The sequence below is a fragment of the Wenzhouxiangella sediminis genome, assembly GCF_003410055.1.
Classification (GTDB): Bacteria; Pseudomonadota; Gammaproteobacteria; order Xanthomonadales; family Wenzhouxiangellaceae; genus Wenzhouxiangella; species Wenzhouxiangella sediminis.
On the sequence record NZ_QUZK01000014.1, the window covers coordinates 85,142 to 97,108 of the forward strand.

The 11,967-nt window shown below is 64.0% G+C and carries 11 protein-coding genes; 6 read left to right on the top strand and 5 right to left on the bottom strand.

The features are described 5' to 3' along the window. Positions 1-114: 114 nt before the first annotated feature. Together DZC52_RS02890 and ppsR are read right to left on the bottom strand one after the other, a co-directional pair. Entirely contained in the window at positions 115-609 is a 495-nt protein-coding gene (locus DZC52_RS02890; protein WP_116649612.1) for a DUF1249 domain-containing protein, read from the bottom strand. 123 nt (positions 610-732) lie between these two features. Then, a complete protein-coding gene (gene ppsR, locus DZC52_RS02895; protein ID WP_116649613.1) occupies positions 733-1,551 on the bottom strand; it encodes a posphoenolpyruvate synthetase regulatory kinase/phosphorylase PpsR in 819 nt (272 codons plus the stop codon). A 59-nt stretch (positions 1,552-1,610) separates the two neighbouring features. On the opposite strand from ppsR, the gene ppsA reads away from it, so the two are divergent. Then, positions 1,611-3,974: a phosphoenolpyruvate synthase gene (gene ppsA, locus DZC52_RS02900; RefSeq protein ID WP_116649614.1), complete on the top strand. Its 2,364-nt coding sequence runs from the start codon at positions 1,611-1,613 to the stop codon at positions 3,972-3,974. A 149-nt stretch (positions 3,975-4,123) separates the two neighbouring features. Here the strand turns inward: ppsA and orn are convergent, their stop codons facing one another. Next, a complete protein-coding gene (orn, locus tag DZC52_RS02905; protein WP_116649615.1) occupies positions 4,124-4,672 on the bottom strand; it encodes an oligoribonuclease in 549 nt (182 codons plus the stop codon). Positions 4,673-4,728: 56 nt separating this feature from the next. Here orn and rsgA point away from each other — a divergent pair, with 56 nt between their 5' ends. Next, positions 4,729-5,601 (top strand): ribosome small subunit-dependent GTPase A, encoded by an 873-nt coding sequence (rsgA, locus tag DZC52_RS02910; protein WP_116649616.1) that lies wholly within the window; start codon positions 4,729-4,731, stop codon positions 5,599-5,601. A gap of 217 nt (positions 5,602-5,818) precedes the next feature. Here rsgA and DZC52_RS02915 read toward each other — a convergent pair whose 3' ends face one another. Next, positions 5,819-6,487, bottom strand: a complete 669-nt coding sequence (locus DZC52_RS02915; protein WP_116649617.1) for an SDR family oxidoreductase — start codon at positions 6,485-6,487, stop codon at positions 5,819-5,821. 102 nt (positions 6,488-6,589) lie between these two features. Here DZC52_RS02915 and DZC52_RS02920 point away from each other — a divergent pair, with 102 nt between their 5' ends. The 3 genes from DZC52_RS02920 to DZC52_RS02930 are packed head-to-tail and all read left to right on the top strand — an operon-like array spanning position 6,590 to position 8,787. After that, positions 6,590-6,913 (top strand): hypothetical protein, encoded by a 324-nt coding sequence (locus DZC52_RS02920; protein WP_116649618.1) that lies wholly within the window; start codon positions 6,590-6,592, stop codon positions 6,911-6,913. 3 nt (positions 6,914-6,916) lie between these two features. Then, entirely contained in the window at positions 6,917-7,903 is a 987-nt protein-coding gene (locus tag DZC52_RS02925; RefSeq protein WP_116649619.1) for an agmatine deiminase family protein, read from the top strand. Then, complete coding sequence (locus tag DZC52_RS02930; RefSeq protein ID WP_181918739.1) at positions 7,900-8,787, top strand: carbon-nitrogen hydrolase; 888 nt, start codon at positions 7,900-7,902, stop codon at positions 8,785-8,787. The genes DZC52_RS02925 and DZC52_RS02930 overlap by 4 nt, the downstream gene beginning before the upstream one ends. Before the next feature lie 777 nt (positions 8,788-9,564). On the opposite strand, the gene DZC52_RS02935 is transcribed toward DZC52_RS02930, so the two are convergent. Then, a complete protein-coding gene (locus DZC52_RS02935; RefSeq protein ID WP_116649621.1) occupies positions 9,565-11,553 on the bottom strand; it encodes an SDR family oxidoreductase in 1,989 nt (662 codons plus the stop codon). Between the two features lie 143 nt (positions 11,554-11,696). On the opposite strand from DZC52_RS02935, the gene DZC52_RS02940 reads away from it, so the two are divergent. Then, the gene (locus DZC52_RS02940; protein ID WP_116649622.1) at positions 11,697-11,954 is read left to right on the top strand and encodes an acyl-CoA-binding protein; all 258 of its coding nucleotides are present in this window, start codon (positions 11,697-11,699) and stop codon (positions 11,952-11,954) included. Positions 11,955-11,967 lie beyond the last annotated feature (13 nt).

The window sequence follows — 11,967 nt, forward strand, 5'->3', positions numbered from 1 at the left end:
CGCCCGCTTGTCGCTTGCCGAACCAACCGCTCGGCGTCCGGACGAATATTCTAAACGAAGCGGCCCGGGCAGGCCAGAAAAACCCGCCGCCGACGCGCGCGGGATGGCTCCGAATCAGGCTTCGGGCGCTGCAGCCGCGATCGGCGCGGGAAAATCGCCGGCCGGGCGCATGGTTTCCGCGCCGTGCCCCTGGGCGATGAGATAGTCCACCCATTTCAGCAGCGCCCGGTTGAGCCGCCAACTGCGCGCGACCAGGCTGTTGATCGCCAGATCCGGTCCGGCAAAGCGCTGGATCCCTTGCTGGGGACTGAACGCCGTGGCCTCGGCCATGGCGGCATCATGGTAGATGCGCACGTGGGCGTTGGGGTTGTGCGAGCGCTCCGCGCCGATGATGTAGGACAGGCGCACGAAGGTCGTGTAGGGGTGACGCTCGATGACTTCCAGGTAGAGCTCGGGCCCGGAACCCAGCTGCGAGACGAGATGGTCGGTCTCGGCCAGCGCATCCGGCAACAGGACGTTGAGCGCGCGGTACAGCGCACTGTGCAGTTCCGGAAGCCGCCGCGCCAGAATCCGGCTCGAAGGCTGAAGTTGACGGGTCGTTGTGAGCATGGCCGGCGAGAATATCACACCGGCAGAAAACTGCCACCCCCTCCGGAAAACCCAAGCACGAAATTCGAAATTTCAAATACGAAACAGGTTCGTAAGAACGGAATTTCGAATGATCCAAACGATTCAGCGCATTTCGCGATTGAGGCCCAGTTCCAGGAGAATGCGGCTGGCCAGCTCCTCCACCGAGGTCTCGGTCGACGACAGCATGGAAATACCTTCGGCGCGAAGCATGGCCTCGGCGGCCTCGACTTCGTAGCGGCACTGCTTGAGCGAGGCGTAGCGGCTGCCGGGCCGGCGAGCCTCACGGATCTGCGCCAGCCGCTCGGGGTCGATGCTCAGACCGAACAGCTTGTGCTTGTGCTCGCGAAGGAACGCGGGCAGGCGCGGCTGCTCCAGGTCTTCCTCGGTCAGCGGATAGTTGGCCGCTTTCACCCCGAAATGCAGGGCCATGTAGAGGCAGGTGGGCGTCTTGCCCGAGCGAGAGACACCGACCAGGACGACTTCGGCCGCATCCAGGCGCTTGGAAATACCGTCGTCGTGGGTCAGGGCGTAGTTGGTTGCCTCCATCCGGTCTTCGTAGCCCTTGCTGTCGCCCATGCCGTGCGCCTGGCCGACGCGCGGCGACCGCGGCACGCCGAGGGCTTCTTCGAGGCGCTCCATGAAGGTCCCGAACATGTCGAAGAGATGCCCGTTGGATTGCTCGAGAATCCCGCTGACCTCCGGATCGACGATGGTGCTGAAAATGAGCGGCCCCTCGCCCTCGTCGGCTTCGGAGGCCCGGTCGATCAGGGAGACGGCGTCGCGCGCCTTGCTCGGGGTGTCGACGAACGGCAGGCGAACCTGGCGGAATTCCACGTTGGAAAACTGGGTCATCAGGCTGTGGCCGAAAGTCTCGGCCGTGATCGCGGTGCCGTCGGAAATGAAAAATACCGTTCTTCGCATAAGTTTCCAGGCGGTTACAATAAGCAGCTGATTCAACACTGCCGCTTTGGGGAGTTCGAGTGTCCGAGTATATCCTTTGGCTCGATGAGCTTGGTATGGGCGACCTGGAAAAGGTCGGTGGCAAGAATGCGTCGCTGGGTGAAATGATCACCCACCTGAAGGATCTCGGGGTCAACGTACCCGGCGGATTCGCGACCACGGCCGAGGCGTTCCGCAATTTCCTCGAACAGTCCGGGCTGGCCGAGCGCATCGGCAAGGCCCTCGACGAACTCGATGCCGACGATACCCGCGCGCTGGCGAAGACCGGCGGCGAGATCCGGCAGTGGATCATGGACACGCCCCTGCCCGATGACCTCGAACAGGCCATCCGCGAGGCCTACGCCAAGATACAGGAACGCTACGGCAAGGACCTGGCGGTGGCCGTTCGCTCCTCGGCGACCGCCGAGGACCTGCCGGATGCCTCCTTCGCCGGCCAGCAGGAGACCTTCCTCAACGTCTGCGGCATCGAGGCGGTGCTCGAGAAGATTCACGCCGTGTTCGCCAGCCTCTACAACGACCGCGCCATCGCCTACCGCGTCCACCAGGGCTTCGCTCACGCCGACGTGGCCCTGTCGGCCGGGATCCAGCTGATGGTGCGCGCCGGCTCCGGCGCCGCCGGCGTCCTGTTCACGCTCGATACCGAATCCGGCTACCGCGATGTGGTCTTCATCACCTCCAGCTACGGCCTGGGTGAGTCGGTTGTCCAGGGTGCCGTCAACCCCGACGAGTTCTACCTGTTCAAGCCCAACCTGCGCGCCGACAAGCCCGCCGTGTTGCGCCGCACGATCGGCACCAAGGCCACGCGCATGATCTACGGCGACGGCGAATCCGGCGGCGTGCACACCGAGGACACGCCGGAGGCGGAGCGCCAGCGGTTCTCGATCAGCGATGCCGAGGCGACCGAGCTGGCGAAAATGGCGCTGACCATCGAGGACCACTACGGACGCCCGATGGACGTCGAATGGGGCAAGGACGGGGAAACCGGGGAACTTTTCATCCTCCAGGCCCGCCCGGAGACGGTCAAGAGCCGCGCGGGGCAGACCATGGAGCGGTTCAAGCTCGAATCCACCGGGCAGGTGCTGGCCGAAGGCCGTGCGATCGGCCAGCGCATCGGCCAGGGCAAGGCCCGGGTGATCGAATCGCTCGAACAGATTCACGAAGTCGAGGAAGGTGACGTCCTGATCACCGACATGACCGATCCCGACTGGGAGCCCGTGATGAAGCGCGCCGCGGCCATCGTCACCAACCGGGGCGGAAGGACCTGCCATGCCGCCATCATCGCGCGAGAACTCGGCATCCCGGCCGTGGTCGGCTGCGGCGACGCCACCGAGCGTGTTCCGCACGCCTCCGAGGTCACGGTCTCCTGCAGCGAAGGCGACACCGGCCGCATCTACGAGGGGCAGCTCGAGTTCAGCGTCAGCGAGGACTCGCTCGACGACATGCCCGAGGCCCCGCTCAAGATCATGATGAACGTCGCCAATCCGGACCGGGCCTTCGACTTCGCCCTGATCCCGAACCACGGCATCGGCCTGGCGCGCCTGGAGTTCATCATCAATCGGATGATCGGCATTCATCCACTGGCCCTGCTCGACTACGACGGCCAGAGCGACGAGGTCCGGGCCGAAATCGACCGGCGCACCGCCGGATACGACGATCCGGTCAGCTTCTACGTCGACAAACTTGCCGAGGGCATCGCCACGATTGCCGCACCTTTCGGACCCAACCCCGTCATCGTGCGCCTGTCGGACTTCAAGTCCAACGAATACGCCAACCTGATCGGCGGCGATCGTTACGAGCCCGACGAGGAGAACCCGATGATCGGCTGGCGCGGCGCTTCACGCTACGTCGACGAGAATTTCCAGCCGGCGTTCGAGCTCGAATGTCGCGCCATGAAGAAAGTGCGCGAGGAGATGGGCCTGGATCACGTTTGGGCCATGGTGCCCTTCGTGCGCACTGTTGGCGAAGCGTCGGATGTCGTAGCCGTAATGGACAAGTTCGGCCTAAAGCGCGGCGAGAACGGCCTGAAGATCATCATGATGTGCGAATTGCCGTCCAACGCCCTCAACGCCGAAGCCTTCCTGGACTATTTCGACGGCTTCTCGATCGGCTCCAACGACATGACCCAGCTCACCCTGGGCCTGGACCGCGACTCCGGCCTGGTCGCCCACCGATTCGACGAACGCGACCCCGCGGTCAAGGCGATGCTGGCGATGGCCATCGAGGCCTGCCGCAAGCAGGGCAAGTACATCGGGATCTGCGGCCAGGGGCCTTCGGACTATCCGGACCTGGCCGAGTGGCTGATGGACCAGGGTATCGAGAGCATGTCGCTCAACCCCGACACGGTGGTCGACACCTGGCGCAAGCTGGCCGCACACCGGCGTTAGCTGGTTAGCTGGTTAGCTGGTTGGCTGGTTGGCTGGTTGGCTGGTTAAGCAATCGTCACGGCTGGCGACGATTCTGTCACGACGAAGTCGTCCCGCGTTGTTGGCAGTTTCCGAACCAGCAAACGAGCGAACGAGCTAACCAGCCAACTTCAAGGGCCACCGAGCTCGCCCATGAAGCGGCGGTAGTAGCGGAGCTCGTCGACCGAATCCCTGATATCCTCCAACGCCTGGTGGCTGGAGTCCTTGCTGAATCCCTTGGCCACCTCGGGCGCCCAGCGCCGTGAGAGTTCCTTGAGGGTGCTGACATCGAGATTACGGTAGTGAAAGAAGGCTTCGAGATCGGGCATCAGTCGCGCCATGAATCGGCGGTCCTGGCAAATGGAGTTGCCGCACATCGGCGAGGCGCCGGCGGGAACGTGCTGCTCGAGGAAAGCGATCGTGCGGCGCTCGGCCTCGGCCAGATCGATGTCGGATTCCAGGCAGCGCCGGACGAGCCCCGACTCGGTATGGGTGCGGGTGTTCCACTCGTCCATTCCCTCGAGAACGGAGCGCGGCGTTGCAATGGCCAGCTCGGGTCCGATGGCGACCTCGGTCAGGTCGGCATCGGTCACCAGGGTGGCGATTTCGATGATCGTGTCGGCGGCCGGATCGAGTCCGGTCATCTCCAGGTCGATCCAGATCAGGTTGTTCTCGTTCATGCCCGGGCCAGCTGTTGTTTGGCAGGGGCAGCACTATACCAGCAAGCGTGGACCCGATGACCACGGCCCCCGTCCGCATGGTCCAGGCGCACGGCAATCATGGCGCGGCTGCCGTCGACGGCGAACTGCTGAAAGTCCACTTTCCGCGTCGAATCGAGCGGCCGCTACCCGGCGATCTCGTTCGGCTCGACTCGGCCGGCACCCTCACGGAAGTACTCGAGCGAAAGAACCTCTTCGGACGCGGCGACGGTCGCGGGCGTTTTCGCCCAATCGCGGCCAATCTCGATCGGGCCGTGATCGTGATCGCCCCGGAACCGGCACCCAGCCGCGACCTCCTCCATCGCTACCTCGCCGCCTGCCTGATTCGCAATATCGAACCCTTGATCGTTGTGAACAAGTCGGACCTGCCGCAACCGTCGCAGCCGCCCTTCACCGAGCTCGGAGAGCTGGCGGGGATGGGTTTCGCCGTCATCGGAACCCGCTGCCGGCCGGAGCCCGACACCGAAGAACTCCAGGGGCTTGTGGCCGTCGGCGTCACGCTTTTCGCCGGTCAGTCCGGCGTCGGAAAATCCTCGCTGCTCAACGCCCTTGTGCCCGACCTGGAGGCCCAGACCGGCAAGCTCTCCCACGTCACCGGCAAGGGCACGCACACGACCACCACGGCGACAGCACACCGCTACGGCGATGAAGCCTGGCTGATCGACACACCCGGCGTTTGGGAGTACGGCCTGTGGAAGATGGACGCGGTATCGCTGCAGCGCGGCTTTCCCGAGTTCTCCGAGCACGCGGCTCGCTGCAAGTTTCGCGACTGCCGGCACGACTCGGAGCCGGGCTGCGCCGTCGTCGCCGCGGTCGAAGCCGGCAACCTGCCCGCCTTCCGCCACCAGGCCTGGCTGCGACTGCTGGCCGAGCAGGAGCGCTTTCGCTAGCGGTGGGGGTTCAGACGGCTCGTCAGGTCTCTCGCGAAGGCGCAACGGCGCAAAGTTCGCCAGGAAAGAAAGCAAAGAATGAAGATTGGATGTTCTTTGAGTAACGCTCTAGAGTCAGCTGACTCCAAAGAGCATCTCAAAGGAATCATTCTTGTTCCTTTGCCTTTGCGTCCTTGGCGCCCTTGCGCCTTTGCGAGAAAAAACCAGGCCCGAATACCTACCAGGGCAGGGTCTCGCCGTTGGCGTGGCGGAAGCTGCCGGTCGTCTCCATGCTCAGCTCGTCGATGCGCTCGACCAGGCCGGCGGCGGCCTCGGCGGGCTCGACATCGCCGCGGCCGCCGGTCATGTCGGTTCGCACGAATCCGGGATGCAGGAGGCCCACGGCGATCTCACGGTCCTTGAGTTCGTGGGCCAGGTTCATGCCGGCCATGTTCGCGGCCGCCTTGGATAGGCGATAACCCCAGGCACCGCCGGATCCGTTGTCGGCGATCGAGCCCACCCGCGAGGAGATGATCACGACCTTGCCGCCGTTGATCAGGTGGTTGATCAGGGCATGCGTCACCCGCAGGGGGGCGAGCGCGTTGACCTCGTACTGTGCGCGCCAGTTGTCGAGCTCGTCCTCGATGTTCTCGAGGGTGGACGGAATCAGCACGCCGGCATTGTTGACCAGCAGGTCGATGCGGCGGCCCGACAGCCGGTCGGCCAGCTCACGCAGGCTGTCGCGGTCGGTAATGTCGATACCTTCCTCGACCTGGACCTCCAGGGCCTTGAGGGCCGGTGAGGCCTTGCGGCACACCGCGATGACGCGGTAGCCGCGGTCCACGAGCTGACGGGCGAGCTCGAGCCCGATACCTCGATTGGCGCCAGTAATCACTGCTGTTTTCATGATTGGGAGAATCCGCTTTGAGTTCCCGGCTTATGCTACTATTTTTGCACTGACTTGCCGTGCCAATCACGACAAGCCGAGGGTACAACCAGAGGAACTGCCATGATGCGCAACACAGTGGGCAAGCTGGTTTGGGGGGCGGCTTTGAGCACAATGATGGGGGTCGCCGTGGCCGGCGACGTATTGCTGATCGAAAAGGTCGAGGAGCGCATGATGCGCGACTTGCCCCGGAACGGTCTCACCCAGCAACAGGTCGAAGAAAGATACGGCGAACCGAACAGCAAACACGCGCCCGTCGGCGATCCCCCGATCACTCGCTGGATCTACGACGACTTCAACGTCTATTTCGAGTACGACCTGGTCATCGAAAGCGTCCTCCACCACGACGCCATCATGCGCGAGGTAGAGGCCCGGAGCGAACCCTGATCCATGTCGCATACCGATTACCGCCTCCCGGCCGAATGGGAGGCACAGAGCGCCACCCTGCTCGCCTGGCCGGCCGCCGAATCCGACTGGCGAGGCGTGCTCGACGCCATCAGGGACGAATACCGTCAATTGATAGACGCCGTACGTAGCTTCCAGCCCGTCGTTCTTCTGGTTCCGCAGGACGAACCCCTGCCCGAAGTCCTCGCCGAAGCCGCCGATCTCCACCCCGTTGCGCTTCGCTACAACGACACCTGGTGCCGGGACTACGGTCCGGTCATCATGGTGTTCTCGGGCTACCGCCTGGCCCTGGATTTCCATTTCGACGGATGGGGCGGAAAATACCCGGCCTCACTCGACAACCGGGTCAACACCCACCTGGCGCGCCACGAACTGTTCGACCGGATGCAGTTCCGCCAGTACCTGTTCGAACTCGAAGGCGGGGCGATCGAAAGCGACGGCAGGGGGCGCCTGCTGGTCAACTGGCACTGCCTGCGGGCTCGACACCCCCACCTGACCGAGCGCGAGATCGACTTTGAACTGCACAACCTGCTCAACGTCGACAAGGTGCTCGGTATCGACATCGAGCCGATGACGGGTGACGACACGGACGGACACATCGACACGCTGGCCCGCTTCACCGATCACGACACGATCGTGTTCCAGACCCAGGGCGAGGACGAGCGAACCGCCCGCCTCCGCGGCCAGCTGGAAACCCTTCGCAACCGCGACGAGAACGAATACCGACTCGTGGCCCTGCCCTGCCCCGACGACATCGATCCGGGCCTGCCCGCCAGCTACGCGAATTTCCTGTTCGTCAACGACGGCTGCCTGGTACCCGCCTACGGCAGTCGTCATGACGAGGCGGCCTGCGACATACTCGCCGAGCTGCTTCCCGACCGCCGGATCGTCCAGGTACCGGCCGCCACCATGATCACCCAGTCCGGCGGACCGCACTGTGCCAGCATGCACATTCCGGCCGCGCTCGGATGAGTATGCGTCGCCTCGACATCGCCCTGGTCCAGCACGCCATGGGCCCGGAAGCCGACGAAAATCGTGCGGCCACGGCCGATGGAATCGCCCGGGCAGCCGAACTCGGCGCCCAACTGGTGCTGTTGCCGGAACTCCACGCCAGCGAGTATTTCTGCAAGTATCAGGACCCGGATCTGTTCGACCTGGCCGAGCCGCTCGACGGCCCCACGGCCCGGATGCTCTCGGGTGCCGCGGCCGACCACGGAATCGTCATCGTGGGCTCGATCTTCGAACACCGTGCCCCGGGCCTGGCGCACAACACGTCGGTGGTCTACGAGCGAGACGGCGAGCTGGCCGGCGTGTATCGCAAGATGCACATCCCCGACGATCCCGGCTACAACGAGAAATTCTATTTCACGCCCGGCGATCTCGGCTTCGAGCCCATCGACACCTCGGTCGGTCGTCTGGGCGTGCTGGTCTGCTGGGATCAGTGGTATCCCGAAGCCGCCCGCCTGATGACGCTGGCGGGCGCGGAACTTTTGCTCTACCCCACCGCGATCGGTCTCGACCTGGACGACGAAGAGCCCGAACAACGGCGCCAGCTCGACGCATGGCGCACGATTCAGCGCTCGCACGCCGTCGCCAATGGTATTCCAATGGCCACCTGCAATCGGGTGGGCTTCGAACCCGACCGCTCCGGCGGAGAGCGCGAAGCGGAATTCTGGGGCCACAGCTTCGTCGCCGGCCCCCAGGGCGAAGTCCTGGCCGAAGCCGGCAGCGAGGCCGAGGTGCTTTTCGCCAGCCTGGATCTGGGCCGCTCCGAGCAGGTCCGGCGCCTATGGCCCTTCCTGCGCGACCGCCGCATCGACGCCTACGACGACCTCCTCAAGCGCTGGCGGGATTAGACGGACGTCGGAAGTCAGGAGTCGGCGGGGGCTGGGTTTCAGGTTTCAGGTTTCAGGTTTCAGGTTTCAGGAAAAGCCAAACGCTTGGGGTTCCGAGTTCGGGGTTCGGGGTTCGGGCGGCGAGTTTGGCTCTGGGGGCCGGCTTTGCCGGGGGCGGTGTGGTGCTGCTCTTGACGGTACGTGAGCATTCCAATCGCCGGAGAAGCGCCGGCAGGGGTCGCAAGACGCGGCCACAGCACCGACGAGGCCAGCCTGAAAGCCGCTCCCCGGCACGCTAACACCAATCCCGAAGGGCGATGGATTGTGGTTCCTGCCGGTGATGATTGGGTGGATGAAAGCGCAGCGTACTTGGATGTACGTGAGCATTTCATCCGCGCAATCAGCGCCGGCAGGGGCCGCAAGACGCGGCCACAGCACCGACGAGGCCAGCCCGAAGGCCTTCCCTCGCTCAAATTCGCATTACCCCTCGAAGGCTGATGGATTGTGGTTCCTGCCGGTGATTTCGCGGCGTTCGAAAGCGGAGCGTACTCGAGGGTACGTGAGCATTTCGAGCGACGCGAAAGCGCCGGCAGGGGCCGCAAGACGCAGCCCCAGCACCGACGAGGCCAGCCCGAAGGCCATCACTCGCTCAAATTCACAGTGCCCCTCGAAGGCCGATGGATTTTCGTGCCTGCCGGTGATTCTCCGGCGATTGAAAGCGCAGCGTACTGATTGGTACGTGAGCACTTCAATCGCCGGAGAAGCGCCGGCAGGGGCGAAAAGACGCGGCCACAGCACTTACCAGTGGATGCCTCGCATCAGGCTCGCGAACGCCACCTGCTCCTGGGTCGGTTTGACCTCGCCTTCTTCGCCGCGGCCCTGCGCCGCAGCCGAATCCGGGAACATCCGGAAAGCCGAGTTCATGACGATCTCCGAGACCTTGGGCGCGGTGGCGTGCAGGATCTGGGCGAAGATCCCCAGGCGCGTGGCGATCCGCTGGGGCCGGTAGATCACCGCCTGCTTGATCATGTCGGCGGCGTCCTCGGGCGTGATCGTGGGCACATGCTCGTAGATCTTGGTGGGCGCGATCATGGGCGTGCGCACCAGCGGCATGTTGATGGTGGTAAACGACACGCCGGTGTCGGCGAATTCCGACGCGGCGCAGCGCGAGAACGCGTCCAGCGCCGCCTTCGAAGCCACGTAGGCGGAAAAACGGGGTGCGTTGGACAGCACGCCGATCGAGGAAATGTTGATGACCTGCCCCCGGCCCTGCTCGACCATCGTCGGCAGGAAGCCCATGATGAGCTTCAGCGAGCCGAAGTAGTTGAGCTGCATCAGCCGCTCGTAGTCATGGAAGCGATCATATGACAGCTGGATCGAGCGACGGATCGAGCGCCCCGCGTTGTTGATGAGAATATCGACGGCACCGTGATCGGCCAGCACCTGCTCGACCAGTTTCTCGGACTTCTTCATGTCCGACAGGTCGGCGGTGTAGTAGAAAGCCTTCCCCCCGTCGGCCTCGATCTCCGCCTTGGTTTCCTGCAGCCCTTCCTCGCCGCGGGCGACGATCACGACCCTGGCGCCGGCCTGGCCCATCATCAGGGCCGTGGCCTTGCCGATACCCGAGGAGGCGCCCGTGATCAATACCACCTTGTCGCGCACCTGACCGGACAGGGACCGATCGATGAACAGCTCGGGATCGAGGTGGCGCTCCCAGTAGTCCCAGATGACCCAGGCGTAGTCTTCCAGCGGCGGCATGGAGATACCCGACCCCTTCAGCGCTTTCTCGGCATCGCGATTGTCGAATCGCGTCGGGTAGCTGAAGAAGCCGAGCATGTCCTTCGGAATTCCGAGATCCTCGAGAACCTGGTTGATGATGCGACGCACCGGCGGCAGCATCGTCAGACCCTGCTTGACCGGCGCCGGGATGAAGCCGAAAAGCCGCGCGTCGATGCGCATCGACATCAGCGGCGCATGGGCGGCCTGCGCGAAGAGATTCATGACCTCGCCGATCCGTTTCGGGTTGGGATCGGTCAGGTGGAAACACTGGCCGTCGAGCTTGGGCTTGTGGGCGATGTGATCCATCGCCCGTGCCACGTAGTCCACCGGAACGATGTTGATCCGGCTTCCTTCCAGCCCCAGGGTCGGCACCCAGGGCGGCAGCATGCGGCGCATCTTCTGGATCAGCTTGAAGAAGTAGTACGGCCCGTCGATCTTGTCGATCTCGCCGGTCTTCGAGTGGCCCACCACGATTCCGGGCCGATAGATGCGCCACGGAACGGAGCAGGTCCGGCGCACCAGGCCTTCGGATTCATGCTTGCTGCGGAAATACGGATGCTGGAGCCCGGTCGCCTCTTCGAACATGTCCTCCCGGAAGGTGCCCTGGTAGAGGCCCGCGGCCGCGATCGACGAGGTGTGGTGAAAGCACTTGGCCTTCACCTTCTCGGCCAGCTGGATTGCGTGCCGGGTTCCCCCGATGTTAGCCGCCTCGTTGGATTCGGCGTCAGCCGCCAGGTCATAAACGGCAGCCAGGTGGAAGAAATGCCTGATCTTGCCGTCGAGCTTCTCGACGTCGGCCTTTCCGACGCCCAGCGCCGGCTTGGTGAGGTCTCCGGTCACCGCCACCAGGCGTCGTTTGTGATCCGACCAGCGTTCCGCGACGAGGTCGTTGAATTTCTTCTTCGACCCTCGCCGAACCAGAACGTAGATCGTCCCCTTGCGCTGGACCAGCTGGTCGATCAGGTTGCGGCCGATGAATCCGGTACCCCCGGTCACGAAATAACTCATTGCGGCACTCCCTCCGGCATTTATTGTGCTGTACTGCAAAGATACCGATTCGTTCCCGATTCCGCCACCGGTAGCGCGCCGTTGACCCCGTCCGGACGGCATGCTAGAAAGACTGCCGACAACGAAAAAAGGGAAAGCGAGCGATGAGCGAGCTGGAGAAGCGCTTCAAACAGGCGGCAGACGACGTGCAGAGCCTGGACCAGCGTCCGGACAACGACACCCTGCTAAAACTCTACGCACTGTACAAGCAGGGATCGGAAGGCGATGTCTCCGGGGAAAAGCCCGGCTTCTTCGATTTCGTGGGCGTTGCCAAGTACGAGGCCTGGGAGAAGCTCCAGGGCATGGAAGCCGACGAAGCCAAACAGAAGTACGTCGATCTCGTCGAGTCCCTGCGCAGCTGAACGCGCTCCCCCG

Bases quoted from the DNA above. Each gene is read 5' to 3' on its own strand.
- DZC52_RS02890 (WP_116649612.1), bottom strand. From the start codon at position 609: ATGCTCACAACGACCCGTCAACTTCAGCCTTCGAGCCGGATTCTGGCG.
- ppsR (WP_116649613.1), bottom strand. From the start codon at position 1,551: ATGCGAAGAACGGTATTTTTCATTTCCGACGGCACCGCGATCACGGCC.
- orn (WP_116649615.1), bottom strand. From the start codon at position 4,672: ATGAACGAGAACAACCTGATCTGGATCGACCTGGAGATGACCGGACTC.
- rsgA (WP_116649616.1), top strand. From the start codon at position 4,729: ATGACCACGGCCCCCGTCCGCATGGTCCAGGCGCACGGCAATCATGGC.
- DZC52_RS02915 (WP_116649617.1), bottom strand. From the start codon at position 6,487: ATGAAAACAGCAGTGATTACTGGCGCCAATCGAGGTATCGGGCTCGAG.
- DZC52_RS02920 (WP_116649618.1), top strand. From the start codon at position 6,590: ATGATGCGCAACACAGTGGGCAAGCTGGTTTGGGGGGCGGCTTTGAGC.
- DZC52_RS02925 (WP_116649619.1), top strand. From the start codon at position 6,917: ATGTCGCATACCGATTACCGCCTCCCGGCCGAATGGGAGGCACAGAGC.
- DZC52_RS02930 (WP_181918739.1), top strand. From the start codon at position 7,900: ATGAGTATGCGTCGCCTCGACATCGCCCTGGTCCAGCACGCCATGGGC.
- DZC52_RS02935 (WP_116649621.1), bottom strand. From the start codon at position 11,553: ATGAGTTATTTCGTGACCGGGGGTACCGGATTCATCGGCCGCAACCTG.
- DZC52_RS02940 (WP_116649622.1), top strand. From the start codon at position 11,697: ATGAGCGAGCTGGAGAAGCGCTTCAAACAGGCGGCAGACGACGTGCAG.